A 23,856-nucleotide genomic window follows, 5' to 3' on the forward strand; every position below is an offset into this window, starting at 1 on the left:
CTCTCTGCTTTTTTCGTCACATCTCTACAACCCCACTGCTAAACCGAGTCTCATCGATGCCCAAGCAAGCATAGATGAGACTCTTTCACTAATAACTACCCAAACTATGAACCCCATTCATTTTATTATCTCAGCCCTCTTGGTTACTTTGCCTCTTTCCTCTTCGGCTCAAACCAAATCTTGGACAGCCGACAACGGCAACGGCACTTATACGAATCCCTTATTCTACGATGAATTCTCCGACCCTGATATCATTCGTGTGGGTGACGATTATTATCTCGCGGGCACTACAATGCACAGCGTCCCGGGGGTGAACATCCTCCACTCCAAAGATCTCGTGAACTGGGAGCAATGGAGCTATTGCTTCGATCGCTTCGACTTTTCCGAGCCCGCTTTCTCTCTCAAGGATGGCAAGGAAATTTACGGACAGGGAGTGTGGGCACCAGCTATCCGGTACCATAATGGCAAATTCTATGTGTTTACTAACATCAATGGCAAAGGCCTTCAGGTGTATACTGCCGATGATGCGCGTGGCCCATGGAAACACATCAATATGAAAGGCAACATCTACGACCTCAGCGTACTATTTGATGATGATGGTAAAATATATGCCATTCATGGCTACGGCGATGTAAAATGTACCGAGCTAAAGCCCGACCTGAGCGAGCCGATATACGAAACAGAGCGCATCATCATTCCTGAAGGCACCGCTGTGGGTGAAGGACATCACATCTACAAAATCAACGACTGGTACTATCTCATTTCGACCGACTACCGTCCTAATGGCCGGACACTGTGCAGCCGCTCGAAGAGCATATGGGGTCCATATGAGACAATTACCATCACGGCTGACGAAACGTTCGGTTATCATGCTGCACCAATTACCCAATGGAAGGGTCGCATCGTTGACAATGGCACACCGTTCCATATTCCCGAGCCTGACATTCACGCCACAGCAGCATCGAATGCACACCAAGGTGGCATTGTGTCAACACCCGATGGCAAGTGGTATGCCCTCCTGATGCAAGACTTCCACTCTATCGGCCGCACAGTGGACTTGCTTCCCGTGACCTGGAAAGACGGCTGGCCAATGATTGGTTTGGAAGGCAACTTAGGACGTGCACCACGAACTTGGCTCAAGCCCAACAACGCTGTGACCACTCCTCATGCTCCCTATGAGCGCAACGAAAACTTCAACGGTAAGGAGCTGGGACGCATTTGGCAGTGGAATCACAATCCAGAGGAGTCGATGTGGAGCCTTAGCAAGGGACAGCTCAGGCTAAAAACCATGCCGGCTGACCAACTGATGTGGGCACGCAACACACTTACCCAACGCGTGATTGGCCCGACATCGATTACCACCGTGAAGCTCGATCCCAGAAACTTAAAGGATGGTGATGTGGCCGGACTGGGCAATATCAACGTTCCCTGCTCGTGGGTGGGTATTGTGAAAAATGCCAAAGAAGCCATCCTGCAGACCTACATACAAGAGACCAACGACACTATCGTATTGGCTACATTCAAGAAAGGCATGATGCCCAAGACCGTATGGCTACGCTTCAACGGAGACTTCGACAACGACAAAGCGCGATATGCCTATTCAACAGATGGGAAAAATTTCACCGATGCAGGTCCAGAGATGCGGCTCAGCTATCAGCTCACCACTTTCCAGGGTAGCCGTACAGCCCTCTTTGCTTTCAATCAGAAAGGACGGCAGGGCGGATACGCCCTCTTTGACGACTTCACCGTAGAGGAGACGCAAGCCGATCGGAGCCAAAACATACCTTATAACAAGACGTTCCGAATCATCAACCTGGCCACCAACCGACCTGCCGAGGCTACCACGCACGGGGTGCTTCATGACACGCAAGCCCATAACAACGGTGTGCTCACCCACTTCCGGTTCGTCGACAAGGGCGAGGGCAAGGTACTGCTACAATGCGAAGATGGTCGATATGTTATGTCAGCAGGCTTCGGAATACCCGGAGACGTGCGTATGACAAAGAACGAAAACGAAGCAGAAACCTTCATGTATCAGGATTTCCTCAATCGCGAGTTCATGCTGATGTCCTTTGACAAGCATACCTATATGGGCAAAAGTCCTACTACGGGCAGCCCCTACTCCATGGACTATAAGGGTGCCGATCCCGCAAGGAAGAACGGAGCTGTGTTCCGTTGGGAAGAAGTGAAATAGGCACTTCCTAACGCTTCGTAAATTCATAAGCCAAACAATAATATCCGTTAAATCGTTAACGGATATTATTGTTTTCTCACTACCTTTGTCACTATTATGTATAAAATGTGGGCTTTCATTTTTCTTGTGCTGCCACTCATTGGGTTAGCATATACTTCTTGGCGCATATGGTATATTCTGCCTTTGTCAAACGTTTACAAAGGTATAGTGCTGGGCATTCTCCTTATCCTTACTTTTTGGTTCTTTGCCAACTTCGCCCTACTCAATATCGACAAATGGCCTATGCCGCTGGCTCGCGTTTCATACGAAGTAGGCAACTCGGCCATCTTCATTTTGTTGTATGCCGTGCTGGTGTTCTTGATATTGGACATTGGGCGGTTGCTGCATCTCGTGCCTCATAGCTTTATGTTCGGTAGTTGGAAAGGCATATTGACGGTGGTCGGAATACTCATCGCGGTGTTTACTTACGGATATTTCAACTATTTGCATAAGGTGCGCGTGCCTATAGAATTGCACACCGTAAAGTCTATAGGTGATACCAAAAAGATTGTAATGATATCTGACCTGCACGTAGGCTATCATAACAACCGCAAGGAGATTACTACCTGGATTGATAAAATCAATGCCGAAAAGCCGGATCTTATCCTCATCGGTGGCGATGTTATCGACGGCCATATCCGTCCTTTGTTCGACGAAGACATGGCCGAAGAGTTTCGAAGGCTCAATGCACCAGTGTATGCCTGCTTAGGAAATCACGAATACTTCAGTGGTAAGCAAAATGCCGAGAAGTTCTACAGGGATGCCCATTTCAACCTCCTGACGGATCAAGCCATTACTGTGCAAGGCATCAACATTATCGGGCGTGACGATCGCATGAACCCCCAGCGCAAATCGGTGCAAGAACTTACTGCCGGTCTCGACATGACTCGCTACACCATTTTGCTCGACCATCAACCCTACAACTTAGAGCAGGCCGAGGAGGCAGGCATTGATTTCCAATTGAGCGGACACACGCACTATGGTCAGGTGTGGCCTATCAGTTGGGTGGAAGACCTGATCTACGAAAAGGCCTATGGACAACTAACCAAGGGCAAGACGCAATATTACATCACAAGCGGCATGGGAATTTGGGGTGGCAAGTTCCGTGTCGGCACACAATCAGAATATGTCGTGGCCACCCTCACACAGCAATAATTCTATCAGTCCCATGCAAATTGATACGACATGGTTACGCAAACAGTTTGCCCAATTCAATCGCCAGTATTTCGATAGCAAACTACCCACACCCCGCTTCTACGTTGGCTATTCCCGCACACAACTCGGATCCCTGTCATGGAAACAAGGAACGCTGTGGAACAATAGGCCATACCGTAGCTTCACCATCAGGATGAGCAATTACTACGACCAGTCGGAACATAGCTTCCAGAGTGTGCTTCTCCATGAAATGATTCATCTTGCCATTGCTCACAGTGGCATCAAAGACACGTCACCGCATGGTGTGGTGTTCCGCAAGATGATGGAACGGTTCAATAACGATGGGTGGGACATACATGTCATGACGAGAATCGAAAATATGGACAGGTCCAACCTGAAGCCTCGAAACACTTACCAACTGTACTTGGTATTAGCCCTTCAGATGGACAATGGCCAGCGGTTCCTATCTTCTGTCAACCCCAGATACGCTATCAAGCTCAACAAGGAAATACCCTCCATCCACGAAATCACCCACTTTTCATGGTATATGTCCAGCGATGCGTGGTTTGCAAGCATACCCAGAGTGCGCAGCCTCCGCGGTATCCCCGTCGATTCAGAGTTTTACAACGAGAAACTCCGAACCATGACGCCTACTGAAATACCCGATCTGCCCCCTGGTACATATTATGAGTAGAAATCTTCATAATATCATAACAAAAGCCACTCGTTTGCAATAATATTTGTAATTTTGCACATTGTAGCGTTGTACTGCCTTATAGCATGCATTGCGCAGTTCCGTCAATATGATCCGTACATTTCATCATAGGTTTACACTTGGCTCCAAATGCGGGGCGATTCTTCTTGCCCTGCTGGCCATCTATCTGTTTTGGGTGCAAGCTATCATTGCCGGATGCATTCTTATTGTGCTCCATGTGTTGTTCATCGAGCGTGTGCTTCATTCTGAATACGTTTTCAACGATGACACATTGACCATATATCGCGGACGATTCAGCAAGACAAGGACCATCCGCCTGGCCGACATCAAATCGTGCCGACCCGTCAAGACTGCTTTAGGTATGGGTCATTTTCTGCTCCTCGGTCTTGCCAACCAACAATATGTTGCAGTGGAGCCCAGACAGGAAGCATCCTTTGTGAAGCACTTACAAAACCGCATAGCCACCCTATCTATCTCAGAAGCTCACGACAACGCAGATGAAGTATAGCCCTGCGGGAAAATTAGTAGAAACATCGTATGTTATCAAGTCATAAGATAAAAGTTCTTTTTTGCTGCCTTTGGTCTCTTTTCGCCTTGACAATCGTGCAGGCACAGAATATCGAAGACGAATATACAGAAGACAATGACACCCTCGAAACTGACTCCGTGTGGGTCGATTCGCTCATCATTCGGAACGACACTCTGCCTTGGCCACAGAATATCCAGGCCAGGATAGACCGACTGCTCACCCATGACATGTTCCAAACCTCACAACTTGGACTTATGATATGGGACCTTGATGCCGACTCTGCCCTCTATCGGTTCAACGAGCGGCAACTCATGCGGCCGGCCTCTACCATGAAAGCCATCACAGCCATCACAGCCCTTGACCGACTCGGTGGGAGCTACCAGTTCAAAACAGAACTGTGTTACACCGGACAGGTTGACAGTTGTGTGCTCCAAGGCGACGTCTACTGCGTTGGGGGATTCGACCCCCGTTTCAACACCGACGACATGCGAGCGTTTGTAGAGGGGCTGCACAAGATGGGCATAGACACCATTCGCGGTAACCTCTACGCGGACAAATCGATGAAAGATGCCGACCTGCTTGGCGAGGGCTGGTGTTGGGACGACGACAACCCCGTGCTGTCGCCGTTACTCATCTCGCGCAAGGATCAGTTCATGGATAGATTTTATACAGAACTGCGCAAGGGGGGAATCTATCTCGCCGGCGCGATCGGCAACAAGCGCAAGCCCCACGAGGCCAGTTGCATTGTGCGCCGCTTCCACACCATTGACCAAATCCTCATGCGCATGATGAAAGAGAGCGACAACCTCTATGCCGAAGCCATGTTCTATCAGCTTGCCGCCTCCACAGGTAACCACCCGGCTTCGGCCAAAAGTGCCAAGGCTGTTATCCGACAACTTGTCAACAAATTGGGACTCGACGGGTCGCGCTATCGTTTTGCCGATGGCTCCGGACTGTCGCTATACAACTATGTCAGTGTGGAATTAGAAGTTCGGCTTCTGCGCTATGCCTACGAGAACGAGAATATCTACAACCATCTCTTGCCCTCACTTCCCATTGCCGGACAAGATGGGACCCTGCGACGCAGAATGCGCTCCCAGTTTACAAGTGGCAACGTCCGAGCCAAGACAGGCACCCTGGAGGGAGTCAGTTCGCTTTGCGGCTACCTCACCGCGTCCAATGGCCACCGACTCTGCTTCAGCATCATTAATCAGGGGGTGATGCACGCGAAGAATGGCCGCAAGTTTCAAGACAAAGTATGCTCAGTACTGTGTAGCCCACAGTAATATTCACATTATAAAAGAAAGAAAACCTTATGGAAATTATCGTATCTTACATTGAGAGTTTAATTCGAATGTGCGGCCTTTCAGGCAGCGCCATTATCTGGGTGCGCCACACCGTGATGATAGCCCTTGTGGTGCTATTGGCCTGGGGAGCCTACCAACTCTGCCGGCGCATTCTCATTCCCGTAGTAGAAAAAATTACGCGCCGCACGGCAACCCAGTGGGACGACATCCTCTTTAACCGTCCCGTGCTCCAGGCCGCGTGCGGCATTGTTCCGGCTCTCGTGGTGTGGCAGCTGTTGCCCATCGTCTTTTACCAATTCCCAGTTGTTCAGGAAGCCCTCAACCGACTGACGGCCATCTATGCTACCATTGCTACGGTCAACCTCATCGTTGCCATCATCAACAGCCTGAAGCGGTCGCAAAACGGCAACGGCACAAACCTGCGTCAGTACATGGTGTCGTTCTGTGGACTGTTACAAGTCGTTGTGATTTTCATCGCTGTTATCATTGTCATTTCCATTATCATCGGTCGTAGCCCGATCACCCTGCTGGCCGGACTGGGCGCAACATCGGCCATTCTGATGTTGGTCTTCAAAGACACCATCGAAGGTTTGGTGGCTGGCATTCGCCTCACCTCAGCCGACATGCTGCATGTGGGCGACTGGATAACCGTGCCCACGACCAACGCCGACGGTAACGTCATCGAGATGAACCTCACCACTGTCAAGGTGCAAAACTTCGACAACACCATCGTCACCGTATCACCTATCACATTGGTCAACGGGTCTTTCCAAAACTGGAAAGGTATGCAGGACGCTGGCGGGAGGCGTGTCACCCGCAATATTCTTTTCGACATACGCAGCATTAAGTTCACAGACGAGGGTCAGGAGGAAACTAACATGTCGCGCTATCGTCAAGACTTAGAAGACTATCTGAAAAACAATCCTGCCATCAACAACCAAATGACCTTCATGGTTCGACAGAAAGAAGCCACCGCCAGCGGGCTGCCCATAGAGCTGTATTTCTTCCTGAGAAACAAGGAATGGGTAAACTACGAGCACACTTTGGCCGGCATTATGGAATATGCCTATGCACTTGCCGGGAAATACGGACTGAAAGTTTATCAGCATTTCCCCGAACAATAAAACTCCGACTCACAACTGTCCATACAGCCTTCTGCTGTGTGGACATTGTGTTTTTGGGCATCGCTTTTATTTCAACCAAATGTATCCAAGCGTTCCTGCTGCCTGATTTTCATGGCATAGCGGGCAAGAATCGTTGTGGATAAGATGACCATATAAATAAGGTATACTTGCCATGTGTTGATGGATATGTTTTCAATACTGGCTCCCGGCAACCGAGCTATGTGACCGAGCAATGTGTTGAGAAGTCCGGAAACATACACCATGGCCATGGTTATCATCTTCTGGACGGCCACCACTGGCATGGCCAGCAGCATCAGTACCGCACCATAGAGTATCAGTGTAGCCGCAGGAACCACAATGATATTGGTAAGGATGGAATAACAGGCAAAACGCCCGAAATAATACATCACTAACGGTGCCGTTCCAATCTGTGCCGAGAGCGACACCACCGTGAGTCCCCATAACCATCGCACAGCAGTATTCTGCAAGGTCAGTGCATGGAAAATGGGGCGGTAATACACCAGAATGCCCAATACGGCCATGAACGACATCTGAAATCCCACATCCCACAAGCTGAGCGGATTGACCACAAGCATGACCAAGGCTGCAAAGGCAAGCGTATTGATCGATGCACGCTGACGCCCCAGCACCACACAAACAGAATATAAGGTGAGCATGGTGGCTGAACGGATAGCACTCGTGGGCAGCCCCACCAGCACGACATACATCCATATCGCCAACAAGACAACGGCCCGGACCAGCCATTGCCGGCGCTTCCACCTGCCCAACAACAAGATGAGAACGGCATAGATGATGCCTAAATGAAGTCCGGAGAGTGCCAGCACATGCGATGCCCCTGTCACCGAATACTGTGTTTTCAACGCCTGGGTCAGACCACTTTTGTCGCCCAAGGTCATCGCCGCCACCACTGCATACTGATCCTGGCTGAGCCCCAGCATCCTGTATCGCTCCAACATCGAGTTCCGCAGCTTCATCGCATGTATCTTGACGCGCTCAAATCGGGACAGCCCGGCTGTGCTTACAGCAGCCTTATTCCAGTTGCGATAATAAATAAAAGTTTGAGCCACAAAACCATGTGTGTGCAGCCACCGCACATAGTTGAAATTGCTTTCCGGATAAAATGAGGACAAGGGCTCGAAAACCGACCAGCCCTCTATGCCATCGCCCACGTGCAGGCGCTTCCATCTTTGAGAAGTCGTGCCTTTCAAAATACCGGCTTTCACGTTGAAAGGGCGGGATAAAATCTGGTTGTCCAAACTCGTGACGACCAAGTCGCATCTTATGGTCTTCCCCCGTTCCTGTGGCTCACTTGTCACTATGGCCTGATATCTTTGCGGCGTTCCCGCCAGCGACACAGTCAGTAGCTTGTTTTTCCAACAAACAAGCGTAGCGCCCAAGAGCAGCACGCCCATCATGATGCATACACCCTGCACGGTCTCATACTTCCTGCCTATGGTCAGACCGCCCACCACCACGACAGCGGTCAGCGCCAGTCCCAACCACAAGGGCAGACGACAGCCAATCGCGTCGCCCATGACAATGCCCAGGATAAGCATCAGCGCGATACGCAACAAAGGACAAAGATTCAGCGCCTTATCCACTTCCATACCGCAAATATAGTAATTTTTAGGTCACGTGCCAACTTTTTTAGCCATTCGCCGTTCTCGAAGCAACAGTTTTTTAACCGGCGACGCGACCCATCGGGGAACTGTTATTTCGGCAATCCAAACACCCTTGTGATTTCTCCCATCTGCTCATCGCTCATCCCATCGGGTTCGAACCCCATGGTTTTGGCCGCCATGTAGATCTTGGCACTCTTGGAAAGTACGTCGATCTGGTCGAAGGCAGCGTTCACGTCCTTATCCATGGCAAAAACGCCGTGCTTCTCCCACATCACCACATCATACTCCTCGAGTTGTTCGAGCGTACCCTGAGCCATGACATTGCTGCCCGGCAGACTATAAGGCACAATGCCCAGGCCCAGCGGACAGAAAGCCTTGGTCTCAGGAATCATGCTCCAGAGCAGTTTGGTCAGCACATCTTTCTTAAGAAATTTATTGGTGTGACTCATCGCAATCAGTTCGATAGGGTGTGTGTGAACGGTAGCTTTGTAGCCCGATCCCTTCTCAATTTGGCGGTTGTGGATAGCCAGATGGGAGGGCAGCTCCGATGTGGGCTGCACGGGATTGTCAGCAATGATAACATAGCTGGCACAGTCGTCGAGGATGCGAATAATAGAGCCGTTATCCATCGGACAGCGAGCCAAGTCGCGCATGCGCTTGCCGGTGCCCTTGCAATAGAAATATTGTCCTTTCAGATGAGGCAAGGTGCTGCCTATTTGCTTCACTTCGGATATGGGGGCAAGTTGCTTGATCTGTTCATCGACAAACTCCGTGACGTTCACCGTGATATTTCCGCCATTGCGCTCTGCCCATCCGTTCTGCCAGAGATAGCCTGCTACTTCAGCCACGCCGTAAACGGTTTTTCTTAGACCCTCACGACCATTCAATATACTTTCTGCCATTGTTATTTCATTTAAGGTTTAAATACATATAGAATCATTGCATATAGCATGCTGCAAAATTAAGGAAATAACTCCTCTTCATTCAGTAAGAAATGATTTTTTTCCCATAAGAATTGATAAACGGCAAAGATAGCCAAATATAGTACGGGGACTGACTCCTGATAATTGTTGTTGTAAAATTTAATGATGGTCTCCCGATCATTCTGTTTGTTGCATCCAGAGAAAAAAGCGCCATCTTTTTTCGTTCAGTTTTGATTCGGATGAGCAAAAAAAATCAAAGATTCCGCGATTCTTATCTTTTGGTACCGTGGTTTGGGCATTGAGGTCACGCGACTGAGCCGTTGTCGCCTTGTGACTAAGGCTTAATCGCGAGGCCATTCGATATCTAATCACAGAGAGTGAAATTGATGCCACAGAGTCATGTTTAGCTACATGTCTGATTACTAACCAATTACGAAAAGTCTGAAATTTTACGAATTTCACACCGAAGGATTTTTATTTTCAAATAAACAAAACATAGAGGGGCAATTGTCAATAAAAATACAAGTGCCAGGCACATCCGGAGGTATGGGACAACTACGTTTATTTTACAGCAAAATTTTTAAAGTTCTGCATTCTATTATTGATTTTTTACATACCTTTGCAACCATCAGCAGGACAATCAGCAATAAAATTTTAATTTAAGAAGCATGAAAAAAGTTATTCTAAGTGCGTTGGTTTTGCTAACCACGCTTAGCACCAATGCCCAGCAGGAAGCAGGGCGCATCACTGTTCAGCCTAAAGTGGGGCTCAATGTTGCCTCAATAACAAAAGATAACGATGCAGACTCGAGAATCGGTCTTGCTGCAGGAGCCGAGATAGAATATCAAGCCACTGACATGGTTAGCCTTTCGGGTGGACTGCTCTATTCAATGCAGGGCGCCAAGGGAAACTTAGGGAGTGTCGATGGCACCATGAAGCTCGACTACATCAATATCCCTATTTTGGCCAATGTCTATGTGGCCAAGGGCTTTGCCGTCAAACTGGGTTTACAACCCGGATTTATGGTTAATGATAAGATTAAGGTGTCGCAAAACGGTGTGAGTGCAGAAGTTAGTCTGGACAAGGCATTCAAGCAGGCCGGCATTGACGCTACCATCAACAAGTTTGACCTTGCTATCCCGGTCGGAGTGTCTTATGAGTTCAGCAACTTCGTTGTAGATGCTCGCTACAATTGGGGTATGACCAAGATTGTGAAAGAATCGAACAGCAAGAACAGCGTATTCCAAATCTCCGTAGGCTATAAGTTTGCACTATGATCAAAACAGTTGCTGACCAAGCTGCTTGATAACAAAACAGGCTCAAACCTTAACATGGGTTTGAGCCTGTTTTGACTGCAGGGGCGCGGACAGGCTTGCACGTGTTACTGGAGCAGGGAAACCATGAGGCGAGCTGCTTTTTCAGGCGCCACAGCGTCTCCCAACCGGGTGCGAACATCGTCATAACCACGCAGCATGACATCGCGGGCAGGCTGTCCGGGCAAGACTTTGCCGAGTTCGTCGGCCATGTTGGCTACACCGAAACGGTCGGCAAAAAGTTCCGGTACGACTTCGCGATCGGCAACGAGATTGACCAAGCTGATGTAGTCGCATTGAAGTATATGGTCAAATCCCCATCGGAAGAGACGTGGGAGGGGCGTTTTATAGCACACCACCTGTGGCACATCGAACAGTGCTGTCTCGAGCGTTGCCGTGCCGCTCGTAACCAAAGCGGCTGTGGAATGAGCCAATAAAGCGTAGGTCTCGTTGTTAACTTTTGCCACATCGGTATTGCATAGGAATTGTTGATAATATTCATCTTCTATCGAGGGTGCTCCTGCCAGCACCATCTGATAGTCCGAGTGCGCCTGGCAACAGGTGCGGGCAGCGGCCATCATCGCCGGAAGATTATCCTTGATTTCCTGCTTTCGGCTCCCAGCAAGCAGGGCAATGATGCGTTTTTGTGGATTGATTCCATGACGGGTGCAGAACATTTCCTTCATCTCTCTGTATTCAGAAAGGAAATGGGTGACTTCCTCTGCCGTGGGATTGCCTACGTAGTGAATTTTGTAATGATGTTTCTCCTCATAGAAAGGCACCTCAAAGGGCAGTATGGAAAACATCTCGCTGATGTGGCGTTTGATGGATTTGATGCGCCACTCCTTCCATGCCCATATCTTGGGAGAGATGTAATAATAGGCTGGGATGTGGGTGTTCTTGTGCAGAAACTTGGCTATTTTGAGATTGAAGCCTGGATAGTCGACCAGGATGACCACGTCGGGGTGCCATTCCACAATATCGTGTTTGCACATCGCCATATTCCGGAAAATGGTGGGCAAATGCATCAACACGGGTAGAAAACCCATATAAGCCAATTCCTTGTAGTGCTTGACGCGCGTTCCCCCGACGGCCGACATCAGGTCGCCGCCGAAGAACCGGAATTCTGCCAGGGGATCTTCTTTCTTCAAGCATTGCATCAGTCGGCTGGCGTGCAGGTCGCCCGAAGCTTCGCCGACGATCAGGTAATATTTCATTTGCTCGCTGAGATTATAGTTTTTTTAGTTGCAGAGTTGGGACAACGGTTTACAGTTTCCAGCCTTTCAACTCGTCCATAAACTCATACGCCGTCACGTCGATATGGGTGGGCGTGATGGCCACATAGCCGTGATGGAGTGCCCATTGATCGGAGTCGGTAGCTTCCGGCTCGTCGTTATGGTATTCGCCCACCACCCAATAGTAGTCGTAGCCACGCGGATGGTGCTCTTTCACAATCTCGTTGACCCATCGCCCCTTCGTCATGCGACACACCTTAACGCCTTCAAAGGTCTCGCGGGCCGGGAAGTTGACGTTCAGGCAGATGCCCTTGGGCAGTCCGTCGGCCAGCACACGGCGTATGATGTTCTGAATATAGAGGCGGAGCGGCTCAAGGTTGGCGTCTTCTTCATAATAGCAACTGGAAAAGGCCACCGACGGGATATACTTCATACATCCCTCCTTGACAACACCCATCGTGCCACTGTAATGGTTGTTCACCGAGGAATTATCACCATGATTAATACCGCTGACAATTAAATCGGGTCGGCGCTCGGCACAAAGCTGATCGAGTGCAATCTTTACACAGTCCACTGGAGTGCCGTTGCACGACCACACTTCGGTGTCACCCATGTTGTGGCGGCGCTTGAGACACAAGTAATCGGTGGCCGAAAAAGCACACCCATATCCTGAACGGGCATGTTCCGGAGCCACCACGAGCACGTCGGCCAAGGGCTTGACTGTGTCTGCAAGTTTACGGATGCCGGCCGAATGGTAGCCGTCGTCATTGGAAATAAGAATCAGGGGTTTGTCAAATGCCATGTCTAAACTGTTTTGTTTCAATGTAAACCATTGTATGTGAAAATAATCAACCACTTGTAATTCAGGGAATAAAAAAGAATTAATCGGCTTGCTCGGGAGTTAGGGGAGGAGTGGTGCACGAAGCTCCTTGATTGCCAAGGTGGCGCCTGTGGGTTTTTAACTTCCTTAACTCCGATGATATCCCATTGTACAAGAGTTGTGTATTTATCTTGCAAAAGTACGAAAAAACCTTTAATTATCTTCTTTCTCGCATAAAATACCTATCTTTGCAATCAAAACTTATGGAGTCTCACGGTGCTATTCGGCAGCCTTTATGTGGACTGTCCCCGTGATGGAACCCAAGAAAAATCAGATAACCAAAATGGCGAAAATTATAGCTTTGGCCAATCAGAAAGGTGGTGTGGGTAAAACCACCACGACCATTAACTTGGCCGCATCGCTGGCCACGTTGGAAAAATCGGTGCTTGTTGTGGATGCCGATCCGCAGGCCAATGCATCGAGCGGGTTGGGCGTAGACATTAGTGAGGTGGACTGCTCTCTCTACGAGTGCATCATCGACCATGCCGATGTGCGCGATGCTATCTACACCACCGATATTGATGGGCTGGATATCATTCCGAGTCATATCGACTTGGTGGGAGCCGAAATCGAAATGCTGAATCTCGAGAATCGTGAAAAGGTGATTAAGGGCATTCTTGCACCGTTGAAGGATGAGTACGACTATATCCTTATTGACTGTTCACCATCGCTCGGACTGATCACCGTGAATTCGCTCACGGCGGCCGACTCGGTGATTATTCCCGTGCAATGTGAATATTTTGCACTTGAAGGCATCAGCAAGTTGCTCAATACCATCAAGATTATCAAGAGTAAACTCAACCCGAGGCTCGAAATCGAAGGCTTCCTACTCACCATGTACGACTCCCGGCTACGCTTGGCCAATCAGATTTACGACGAGGTGAAACGTCACTTCCAGGAGTTGGTGTTCAAGACGGTGATTCAGCGCAACGTGAAGCTCTCCGAGAGTCCCAGCCATGGATTGCCGGTGATACTCTACGATGCCGACTCTACCGGTGCGAAGAACCATTTGGCTTTGGCCAGAGAGATTATCACGAAAAACGAAAAGAGATAGGAATTAGAAGTTAGAAAGAAAGAATGGCAGTTAGGAAAAAATACAATGCACTGGGGCGCGGTCTTGACGCGCTTATATCTACGGAGGCCGTACGCACGCAGGGGTCATCGACCATCAATGAGATACCGATCGACCAGATAGAACCCAATGCCGACCAACCCCGTAGCCTTTTCAATGAGGAAGCCCTGCAGGAACTGGCTCACAGCATTCGTGAAATCGGAATCATACAGCCAATCACGCTGCGGCAGATTGCTGAAAACAAGTTTCAGATTATTGCCGGAGAGCGTCGGTGGCGTGCTTCACAACTGGCCGGACTGAAAAGCATTCCTGCCTATATACGCACCATCAAGGATGAGAATGTGATGGAGATGGCTCTCGTGGAGAACATCCAGCGCGAGGACTTGAACTCCATAGAAATCGCTTTGGCCTATGAGCATCTGCTCGAGCAGTCGGGTATGACTCAGGAGAAAGTGTCGGAGCGTGTGGGGAAAAGTCGCACGGCCATAACCAACTATCTCCGGTTGCTCAAGCTGCCTGCACAGGTGCAGATGTCATTACAAAAGAAGGAAATAGACATGGGGCATGCCCGTGCACTGCTGGCACTGGACAGCCCTTCGCTCCAACTGAAACTGTTTAGGGAGACGCTGAAAAACGGATGGTCGGTGCGCAAGGTGGAGGAGATGGCACAGCACCTGAAGAATGGCGATGACATGGAGAAGGGCAAGAAAAAGATTATGGCCAAGACGCAGTTGTCGGAAGAATTCACGATGCTGAGAGATCAGTTGTCGTCGTTTCTCGACACCAAGGTGCAACTCTCCTGTAACAGCAAGGGTAAGGGAAAAATCAGCATTCCCTTCAGTAGCGAGGAAGAACTTGAACGCATCATGCACACCTTTGACCAACTCAAAGAGCAAAAATAGGTGAGACCCCTTAACACGATATTGACAAAGACGCTTGTCTTTGTGAGCTTGATAGGGTTTTCAATCACAGCTCAAGCTCAAAACGAGAAGGATTCGACAGGCAGGGCTCCGGTCGTGCAGATGGCGCAGGATACGGTGGGCACTGCTCCTGGACAGGCTATAGACTTGCTCCCGGGTGGGAGTAAGGATATTTTGCCTCTGACTGCAACCGACACGATGCCCAAAAAACAGAAGCGCGATTGGAACACATGGCGCCCCAGTCCGAAGCGGGCAATGTGGTTGGCACTGGTGTTGCCGGGTGCCGGACAGATCTACAACCGCAAGTTTTGGAAGCTACCTATCTTCTACGGCGGGTTTGTGGGCTGTGCATATGCCATGAGGTGGAACAATATGATGTATCGCGACTACAGCCAGGCCTACCTTGACATTATGGATGATGATCCGACAACCCAGAGTTATAATCAGTTTTTACACTTGGGTAACCAGATAACAAAGGAGAATATGGCACGCTGGCAGGAGATTTTCCGCAAGCGCAAAGACCGATACCGCCGATGGCGCGACCTGGGTTTCTTTGTGCTGATCGGTGTCTATGCCCTGTCTGTTGTAGACGCTTATGTAGATGCCTCGCTTTCTGAGTTTGATATCTCACCTGATTTGAGTATGCATGTGTCGCCTGCCGTTATCAATGGCGGACTGGATCGCAACCCGTTCAAGGGCTCCGCTATCGGATTGCAGTGCAGCCTCAGTTTTTGAAAAGAAAAGAGCGGGAGAATGGTCGGTTAAGGTGAATAGGCCAACCCAGCCTTCAATCAATCAGGTGCAATAAATAAAAGAATATGAATTATAAAAGAATATTACTTGCAATAACAATAGTTGGTGGTGTGTATACCATGCAGGGGCAAACCGAATCATCAGTCACTGTAACCAACGAAAGTGGGGTAGAGGAGGAGATAGACCTGCCAGAATCAATGACTCAGGAACTTGACAGCTTAATGAGTCTGTATAATGCCAAGGTATATCTTAAACCTGATCCCGATTGTAACATGCCCGACGAGAATCGTACGTATGCCAAAGAGGTGTACAAAGAACGTCTGGCCAAGCTTCCTACGATTATCGAGCTGCCCTACAACAGCATCATACAGAGTTTTATCGACCGCTACAGTGGGCAATTACGCCGCTCCGTGGCTTACATGCTCGGCGCGCAAAATTTCTATGTGCCTATCTTTGAAGAGGCTCTGGAAAGCTATGGGCTGCCCCTCGAACTGAAATACCTACCTGTCATTGAGTCGGGTCTCAACCCCAAGGCTGTGTCGAAAGCGGGTGCGACAGGCCTGTGGCAGTTTATGTTGGCTACCGGAAAACGATATGGACTGGAGGTGAACTCTCTGGTAGACGAGCGAATGGATATTGTGAAGTCGTCGTATGCGGCCGCCCGTTACCTGAGCGACTTGTATAAAATATACGGCGATTGGAACTTGGTTATCGCATCATACAACTGCGGTCCGGAAAAGATAAACAAAGTCATACGACGCTCTAACGGCGAAAGGGACTACTGGAAAATCTATCCCTATCTGCCACGCGAGACACGAGGATATGTTCCGGCATTCATTGCGGCGAATTATATCATGAACTATTATTGTGAGCACAACATCTGCCCACTCACAACAACGCTTCCCGCCAAGACCGATACGGTGATGGTGGGACGTGATGTCCACTTCGAACAAATAGCTCATGTGACGGGCATCGATGTTGGACAGTTGGAGGAATTGAATCCCCAATACCGTCGAAATATCGTGAATGGCTACTCTAAACTATCACCGTTGCGTATGCCGGAAACCGTGCTCAATGCTTTTATAGACAATGAGGACTCCATCTACAATTATAATAAGGAAGAATATCTCACCAAGCGCAGGGAGGTGAAACTCGACGGCGATGCTACATACGTGGTGAATCGGAATCTGGTAACCATGGTTGGAAACGGTAGTTCCAATGTTAACGGACAGATCAAAGGAACGGGGAGTAGCACCGTCAGGAGAAGCAGCGCGCGGGGAAGTCGCCGCAATGCACGTGTGTCAACCAGAAAACGCACGCACAGGAGGAGTAACAAGCATGTGACGGTAAGAAGGGGCGATACCCTGAGTGAGATTGCGGCCCGCAACGGTACCACCGTTAAAAAACTACGCAGGCTGAATGGCATCAAGGGGAGTAGCATCAGAGCTGGAAAGAAAATCAGAGTAAGATAACGGACAAGGGAGTATCAATCTACTACATATCTACCATTATGGACGAGCAAGAGTTTAAGAATACAGACCGGGAAATGGCCGATGAGGAAATGATCATGGCTGCTTTCAACCATTTGTTGGATACCTATCTGAACTCGAACCATCGTAAAAAAGTTGATATTATCACCAAGGCCTTTAATTTTGCGCGGCAAGCTCACAAAGGCGTGCGACGGCTTTCGGGTGAACCTTATATCCTTCACCCCATTGCTGTTGCACAGATCGCTTGCGAGGAAATGGGGTTGGGGTCTACAAGTATCTGCTCCGCGCTGCTACATGATGTGGTGGAGGACACCGATTATACGGTGGAGGATATACAGAATATCTTTGGTGACAAGATATCCCAGATTGTTGATGGATTAACAAAAATCAGCGGAGGAATCTTTGGTGACCACGCATCGGCACAGGCAGAAAACTTTAAGAAGCTGCTGCTCACCATGAGTGATGATATACGTGTCATACTCATCAAGATATGCGACCGGTTGCATAACATGCGCACCTTGGCCTCGCAGGCTCCCAATAAGCAATATAAAATAGCGGGAGAAACGCTTTATATCTATGCCCCGTTGGCCAACCGGTTGGGCCTCAACCGGATCAAGACGGAGTTGGAAGACCTTAGTTTTAGATATGAACACCCCGAGGAATATGCCAGTATCGTAAACAAACTGACGTACACGCAGGAACAACGGCAAAAGCTGTTTGATGATTTCACCAAGCCGATACGTGAGGCATTGGACAAGATTGGTATAGAATATCACATCAAGGCACGTGTCAAAAGCCCCTATTCTATATGGAGTAAGATGCAGAACAAGCATGTTACGTTTGAAGAGATTTATGACATCCTGGCCGTAAGGATTATTTTTACACCACAGGATTGGGCCAACGAGATTAACGAGTGTTTCCATATTTATGTCATCCTCAACCAGATTTACAAGAGTCATCCGGATCGTTTCCGTGACTGGGTAAACCATCCCAAAGCCAATGGCTACCAGGCTCTTCATGCCACAATGATGTCGCATAAGGGCCAATGGATAGAGGTGCAAATCCGATCGGAGCGTATGAACGAGTTGGCTGAGCAGGGATTTGCCGCTCATTGGAAGTATAAAGAGGGCGAAACAAGGGACGACGATGTAGAGTTGAACAACTGGTTGGGAACCATCAAGGAAATTCTCGACGATCCACAGCCCGATGCCATGGACTTCCTCGACTCCATCAAACTCAATCTTTTCTCATCTGAAATATTTGTGTTTACGCCCAAAGGCGAGGTAAAAACCATGCCGGCAGGATGCACAGTGCTTGACTTTGCGTTTCGCATCCATACCAACTTGGGAACGAATTGCATTGGAGCGAAAGTAAACCACAAGCTTGTTCCGCTGAGTCATAGGTTGCAAAGTGGTGATCAAGTGGAGGTGCTGGCCTCCAAATCACAGCATGTACGCCCCGAGTGGGTAAACTTTGTATCAACCGCCAAGGCCAAAAGTAAGATACAGGCCATCCTCCGACGCAACCGCAGAGAGCTTCAGAAGAAGGGAGAAGATATTCTGAACGACTGGCTGAAGAAAAACGGACTGGAACTTTCTACCTCCATTTTAAACCGCCTTTGCGAAATGCATGAAGTGCAGGATCAGGATGCTTTGCTTCTCGCGCTGGGCGAACGAACCGTGATTCTCAGCGAAAAAGACGTGGAGGGAATCCATGGCAAGAGAAAGGATTCTGCATCGTCGGGATGGCGAAAGTTTGTGCCTTTCTTTGGAAACAACAAAAAAGAGAAGCCCAACGAATTACAGCAAGCCACCCATAACGATTTACTGGTGGTTGGAAAGGATTTTGATAGGAAGAAGCCTTGCATCATCAGTGAAGAGACAATCAACATGTATCTCTTCCCCAATTGCTGCCATCCTATTCCCGGAGATGATATATTGGGATTTATTAACGGCAGAAACCGTGTGGAGATTCATAAGCGCTCGTGTCCTGTAGCCATCAAGATCAAGTCGAGTTTCGGCCCTCGTATTCTCGATGCCAAGTGGAATATGCATAAGGAGCTTTTCTTCGACGCGACCATTGAGGTGAACGGCATAGACCGCAAGTCAATGCTTCACGACGTAGCAGAGGTCATATCGAACAAGATGAATGTGAATATCCATCGCGTAAGTTTTTCCGCAGCTGAGGGAATTTTCGAAGGAAGAATGGAGATACGGGTGCACGACAGAGATGATGTGAAGGTCATCATGCAGAATCTCAAAAAGATACCAGACCTGCAAGAAGTACAACAAATCATGTAAATATGAAGCAAACAACACTACTATTACTTTTCTACTTAACCTTTTTACAACTCCCGGCTGCCAACAAGTACGACAATCCAGATACCCTTTTCGTTGCACGAGACGGCACGGCGGAGTTTCGAAACATCGACGATGCCATCGAGGTGTGCCGTGCTTTTATGGAATACCACAAGGTTATTTTTGTTAAAAAGGGAACTTATAAGGAAAAACTCATCATCCCGTCCTGGCTCACCAACATCGAAATATGTGGTGAGGATCGCGATAACACCGTCATTACCTATGACGATCATGCCAACATCAAGCGGTTGGACAATGGCAAACCTATGGGCACTTTCCGCACGTACACGTTGAAAATACAGGGTAGTGACATTATGGTGAAGAACATCACGATCGAGAATAATGCCGCCAGACTCGGGCAAGCCGTGGCTCTTCACACAGAGGGCGACAGGCTGACGTTCGTCAACTGCCGCTTCTTGGGCAATCAAGACACGGTTTACACAGGTGTGGGCGGTACCCGCCTCTACTTCAAGGACTGTTATATCGAAGGCACAACCGATTTCATCTTTGGTCCAAGTACAGCTTGGTTTGAACACTGTACCATCTTCAGCAAGGTTAACAGCTACATCACCGCTGCATCGACACCAGCCGACCAGCCCTACGGCTACATCTTCAACCATTGCACCCTCATTGCTGCTCCCGAGGCCGACAAGGTATATTTGGGTCGTCCTTGGCGCCCTTATGCCCATACGCTGTTCATGAATTGCAACCTCGGCAAGCATATCAGGCCAGAAGGATGGCATAACTGGGGCAACCAAGAAAACGAGAAAACCGCCCGCTATCAGGAATATAACAACTCGGGCGAGGGAGCCGACAGCAATCGACGGGTGTCGTGGAGCCACCAACTCATGCCTAAAGACATGAAAGAGCTTACCCTTGAAAAGGTGTTTAAAATAAGCTCCGATTGGCTACCCATACGCTAAAATCACACATTTGCAATATTATAAGCATTAATTCTTACTTTTTATTCTCGAAAAGTATCGAATTAATGTTTTTTTTAATACATTTGCACAATAACTATCTGAACAAATCACAATACGCCAGCATATCCGTTGTTTACGGAAAAAACTATCTATAATTTACTAATTAATCAAACAAAACTTATGAAAAAACTGTTTACTCTTATCACAGCCATGGCTATGACTATGGCAATCAACGCACAGGTAATCACCTTTGGAGACGTAGCTGTGCCCAATGCCGATTTACCCGAAGCCTGGACTGCAGGTGATGTAAAGCTTGTACTGACCAATGACGGCAAGCCAACAATCGATTTGAGCAAAGCGAAGTTCGGTACCGTAGACGAGAATACCCAATTCGTATCCCGTCTGAAAAGCGGTGGCAAATCGAGTGGAAAACGCTTTCTCACGCTCACTGTGCCTTCCAAGGGTACAGTAAAGATTGCCGCCCGGACAGGAAAGGGCACTGATAACACACGTACTATTGTGCTGACACAGAATGACAAGGAACTTGTGAACAAAGTGCTCGATGAGGCCGAAGCTGTCAAAAAAGTACATCCCTATGTGACTGCCAGCGTCGAAGCCGGCGACATTGTGATCACCTTTCCCAATGGAAGCATTAACTTCTATGCTGTCGAGTTCATTGCCGAGTCTACAGGCATTCATCAGTTAGATGCCAAAAGTGCGAACAACGATACCTACAACCCTGCCGGACAGCGCGTTGGCAAAAACTATAAGGGTGTAGTCATTGCCAATGGCAAGAAATACGTGCAGAAATAATCTTTGTAAAATTATAAGGTTGGGGAGATGTGATACTGTATGAATACAGGCGTCTCCCCCTTTCTCTACTAAAACAACACTTCAACAAGCGAATAGCTACAAATCATGCGATTAAAAATTCTATTGGCTCTTGCAGCCGTTGCACTCAGCGGCAGCGCTATGGCTCAAACAAACGCTCCGGCATTCCCCGGAGCAGAGGGCAACGGGCGATACACCACAGGTGGCCGAGGTGGTAAAATCATACACGTAACGAATCTTAAAGACAGTGGCACAGGTTCACTTCGTGCTGCCGTCAGCGGAAGCTTGCCGAAGACCGTTGTTTTTGATGTGGGCGGTGTCATCCCACTGACACGAGAACTATCCATCGGTGCTAACACGACAATATTAGGACAAACAGCACCCTATCCCGGCATTACGCTGAGGTATTACACGGTGAAGCCAGGCTCAAACAATATCATTCGATTTATCCGAGTGCGACGAGGCGAGGAGAAAGACGTCAACGATGGGGCTGATGCCATCTGGAACCGCGGCCTTTCCAATATTATCCTCGACCACTGTTCCTTCTCATGGAGCATCGACGAGGTGGCCTCTTTCTACGACAACAATAACTTCACCATGCAATGGTGCACCGTTGGTGAGAGTCTCAACAATGCCGGACACGGCAAGGGTGCGCATGGCTACGGGGGTATCTGGGGTGGCAAACTGGCCAGCTTCCATCACAACATGATTGCCCATGTCAATAACAGGGCACCCCGTTTCAACGGTGCACGATACGACTGGGCGGGCTACACCCAAAACACAGAGTACGACAAATACCAATGGGAGAACTCGTTGCAGGCCGAAAATGTGGACTTCCGCAACTGCCTCATCTTCGACTGGGGTGGAGGTGGATGTTATGGCGGTCCCGGCGGTGGCTATATTAATATGGTGAACAACTATTACAAAGCTACACCCGAAACCAGCAAAAAGAATCGTGTAACACAGGTTTCCATTGCCAATTCCAACACCTCTTCCGACAATGACAAGTACATGGGCATGACCAGCCGCTATTACATCAATGGCAATTATGTACACGGCTACGGACCCAATTACGACTGGCAGGGGGTGGCTTACGACAGTGGCATCCAGTTCATCAACGGCGAACGCTACACCCTCGACCCCTCACATTATTATGGAACAGCGGTAGAGTATGTCAGCAATGCAGCTGGAAAGCCCTGCGTGAGAATCAAACTTGATCAAGCTAAGGCACCGGCCGGCACTGTAACCACTCATCGTGCCGAAACGGCCTACGAGAAGATTTTGAGTTATTGCGGTGCCTCTTTTTTCCGCGACGATGTGGATGCCCGCTACATGGAAGAAGCCAAGAATGGCAGATCAACCTACACCGGGTCGGTGACCAAAACGAAAGGACGCATCGACCGCGTTTCCGACGTCAACGGATATACCGAGAAAAACTTTCCCACCGGTAAGCATGATGCCGGTTACGACACCGACAACGACGGCATACCCGACGCTTGGGAGATAGCTAATGGGCTCGATCCCAGCAACCCTAACGATGCGATAGCCTACTCGCTCGACACCAAAGGCTATTACACCAATCTCGAAGTCTTTGCCAACTCCTTAGTGGAGGAGATTATGAAGAATGGCAATGCCGATGCCGAATCGCCCGTAGAGGAATACTACCCCGCCGTGAACAAAGCCGATGGAATAGAATATTACACTGGCAGAATGGTGAAGCTCACAGAAGAAGGCACCACAGATCCTGAAACGCCCGCAACCGGCGAAGAGGGTACCATCACGTGGACGTTTAACGCAGGTCAGTCTTCGCTGACAGCCGCAGCTGTACTGTCGGATAATCTCAAGGACGGAATCGCGGCAACAACCCTTTCGCTTGGCAGCAACTTCGACGCCGCCCATGTCAGCACCAAACCTGTAAACGGCGTTGTGGAAACAACACTTGTTCCAAACGAGAAACAGGCAGCAGCCGGCGAAAGCAACGCGCTCACGTTTACCGTCACACCGAACCGCAATTACGTTTTTCAACCCACCGGCGTGTCTTTCACCATTTCCAGAATCGGAACAGACAACGGACTGTTCAACGTGACGTGGGAAGCTGGTTCCACAACCACTACACTCGACAGCGCGCTGAAGCCCAACCGTAACAATGTAGATGGAGGATGGTACACCTCGTACATCCAAACCGTCACCGGCGTAGCCGCAAGCAACGAGCCGGGCAGGCTGGTCATCAACTTGTATGACATGGCCAACGACAAGCAGTTTGGCATTACCAACATCGTCGTCAAGGGTAGGATAAGAACAACCAACGGCATTAGCGACACCCATGCAAACCGCTTGCAGTCCAACACCTATTACAACCTTGCCGGCCAACGTGTGGACAAATCCTACAAGGGTATCATCATCTACAACGGCAAGAAATACCTTTCAAAATAAATATCATTCACCTACTTACA

At 49.0% G+C, this 23,856-nt stretch carries 19 protein-coding genes; 15 read left to right on the forward strand and 4 right to left on the reverse strand.

Annotated elements, in window-relative coordinates:
• The first annotated feature begins 106 nt into the window (after positions 1 to 106).
• The 6 genes from HMPREF0645_RS04295 (at position 107) to HMPREF0645_RS04320 (ending at position 7,063) form a co-directional block, all read left to right on the forward strand.
• Positions 107 to 2,194, forward strand: coding sequence for a glycoside hydrolase family 43 protein (locus tag HMPREF0645_RS04295; protein WP_007173654.1), 2,088 nt, complete (start codon positions 107 to 109; stop codon positions 2,192 to 2,194).
• Between the two features lie 96 nt (positions 2,195 to 2,290).
• Positions 2,291 to 3,388, forward strand: coding sequence for a metallophosphoesterase (locus HMPREF0645_RS04300; RefSeq protein WP_007173655.1), 1,098 nt, complete (start codon positions 2,291 to 2,293; stop codon positions 3,386 to 3,388).
• A gap of 13 nt (positions 3,389 to 3,401) precedes the next feature.
• Positions 3,402 to 4,082 carry a SprT-like domain-containing protein gene (locus HMPREF0645_RS04305; RefSeq protein ID WP_007173656.1) on the forward strand — a complete coding sequence of 227 codons (681 nt, stop codon included), beginning with the start codon at positions 3,402 to 3,404 and terminating at the stop codon, positions 4,080 to 4,082.
• A gap of 109 nt (positions 4,083 to 4,191) precedes the next feature.
• Positions 4,192 to 4,611 (forward strand): PH domain-containing protein, encoded by a 420-nt coding sequence (locus HMPREF0645_RS04310; protein ID WP_007173657.1) that lies wholly within the window; start codon positions 4,192 to 4,194, stop codon positions 4,609 to 4,611.
• 29 nt (positions 4,612 to 4,640) lie between these two features.
• Positions 4,641 to 5,918 (forward strand): D-alanyl-D-alanine carboxypeptidase/D-alanyl-D-alanine endopeptidase, encoded by a 1,278-nt coding sequence (dacB, locus tag HMPREF0645_RS04315; RefSeq protein ID WP_007173658.1) that lies wholly within the window; start codon positions 4,641 to 4,643, stop codon positions 5,916 to 5,918.
• Positions 5,919 to 5,947: 29 nt separating this feature from the next.
• Complete coding sequence (locus HMPREF0645_RS04320; protein WP_007173659.1) at positions 5,948 to 7,063, forward strand: mechanosensitive ion channel family protein; 1,116 nt, start codon at positions 5,948 to 5,950, stop codon at positions 7,061 to 7,063.
• Positions 7,064 to 7,134: 71 nt separating this feature from the next.
• Here HMPREF0645_RS04320 and HMPREF0645_RS04325 read toward each other — a convergent pair whose 3' ends face one another.
• Both HMPREF0645_RS04325 and rhaD read right to left on the reverse strand, forming a co-directional pair.
• The gene (locus HMPREF0645_RS04325; RefSeq protein ID WP_007173660.1) at positions 7,135 to 8,691 is read right to left on the reverse strand and encodes a ComEC/Rec2 family competence protein; all 1,557 of its coding nucleotides are present in this window, start codon (positions 8,689 to 8,691) and stop codon (positions 7,135 to 7,137) included.
• Positions 8,692 to 8,795: 104 nt separating this feature from the next.
• Complete coding sequence (rhaD, locus tag HMPREF0645_RS04330) at positions 8,796 to 9,608, reverse strand: rhamnulose-1-phosphate aldolase (RefSeq protein WP_007173661.1); 813 nt, start codon at positions 9,606 to 9,608, stop codon at positions 8,796 to 8,798.
• Positions 9,609 to 10,297: 689 nt separating this feature from the next.
• On the opposite strand from rhaD, the gene HMPREF0645_RS04335 reads away from it, so the two are divergent.
• Positions 10,298 to 10,906, forward strand: a complete 609-nt coding sequence (locus tag HMPREF0645_RS04335) for a porin family protein (protein WP_007173664.1) — start codon at positions 10,298 to 10,300, stop codon at positions 10,904 to 10,906.
• Positions 10,907 to 11,010: 104 nt separating this feature from the next.
• Here the strand turns inward: HMPREF0645_RS04335 and lpxB are convergent, their stop codons facing one another.
• A complete protein-coding gene (gene lpxB, locus HMPREF0645_RS04340; protein WP_007173665.1) occupies positions 11,011 to 12,159 on the reverse strand; it encodes a lipid-A-disaccharide synthase in 1,149 nt (382 codons plus the stop codon).
• A gap of 49 nt (positions 12,160 to 12,208) precedes the next feature.
• On the reverse strand, positions 12,209 to 12,979 hold the full coding sequence (surE, locus tag HMPREF0645_RS04345; RefSeq protein ID WP_044123296.1) for a 5'/3'-nucleotidase SurE: 771 nt from the start codon (positions 12,977 to 12,979) through the stop codon (positions 12,209 to 12,211).
• A gap of 361 nt (positions 12,980 to 13,340) precedes the next feature.
• Between surE and HMPREF0645_RS04350 the strand changes: the two genes are divergently transcribed.
• From HMPREF0645_RS04350 to HMPREF0645_RS04385, 8 genes are all read left to right on the forward strand, one after another.
• Positions 13,341 to 14,111: a ParA family protein gene (locus tag HMPREF0645_RS04350; RefSeq protein ID WP_044123392.1), complete on the forward strand. Its 771-nt coding sequence runs from the start codon at positions 13,341 to 13,343 to the stop codon at positions 14,109 to 14,111.
• Between the two features lie 23 nt (positions 14,112 to 14,134).
• Positions 14,135 to 15,031: a ParB/RepB/Spo0J family partition protein gene (locus tag HMPREF0645_RS04355; protein ID WP_007173668.1), complete on the forward strand. Its 897-nt coding sequence runs from the start codon at positions 14,135 to 14,137 to the stop codon at positions 15,029 to 15,031.
• Positions 15,032 to 15,784 (forward strand): DUF5683 domain-containing protein, encoded by a 753-nt coding sequence (locus tag HMPREF0645_RS04360; RefSeq protein ID WP_007173669.1) that lies wholly within the window; start codon positions 15,032 to 15,034, stop codon positions 15,782 to 15,784. It begins immediately after the preceding gene.
• A 137-nt stretch (positions 15,785 to 15,921) separates the two neighbouring features.
• The gene (locus tag HMPREF0645_RS04365; protein WP_245544014.1) at positions 15,922 to 17,274 is read left to right on the forward strand and encodes a lytic transglycosylase domain-containing protein; all 1,353 of its coding nucleotides are present in this window, start codon (positions 15,922 to 15,924) and stop codon (positions 17,272 to 17,274) included.
• Positions 17,275 to 17,312: 38 nt separating this feature from the next.
• The gene (locus HMPREF0645_RS04370) at positions 17,313 to 19,592 is read left to right on the forward strand and encodes a RelA/SpoT family protein (protein ID WP_007173671.1); all 2,280 of its coding nucleotides are present in this window, start codon (positions 17,313 to 17,315) and stop codon (positions 19,590 to 19,592) included.
• Between the two features lie 2 nt (positions 19,593 to 19,594).
• On the forward strand, positions 19,595 to 20,572 hold the full coding sequence (locus HMPREF0645_RS04375) for a pectinesterase family protein (protein WP_007173672.1): 978 nt from the start codon (positions 19,595 to 19,597) through the stop codon (positions 20,570 to 20,572).
• Positions 20,573 to 20,752: 180 nt separating this feature from the next.
• The gene (locus tag HMPREF0645_RS04380; protein WP_007173673.1) at positions 20,753 to 21,385 is read left to right on the forward strand and encodes a hypothetical protein; all 633 of its coding nucleotides are present in this window, start codon (positions 20,753 to 20,755) and stop codon (positions 21,383 to 21,385) included.
• 105 nt (positions 21,386 to 21,490) lie between these two features.
• Positions 21,491 to 23,836, forward strand: a complete 2,346-nt coding sequence (locus HMPREF0645_RS04385) for a hypothetical protein (protein ID WP_007173674.1) — start codon at positions 21,491 to 21,493, stop codon at positions 23,834 to 23,836.
• Positions 23,837 to 23,856 lie beyond the last annotated feature (20 nt).

Source organism: Hallella bergensis DSM 17361, from assembly GCF_000160535.1.
Lineage (GTDB): Bacteria > Bacteroidota > Bacteroidia > Bacteroidales > Bacteroidaceae > Prevotella > Prevotella bergensis.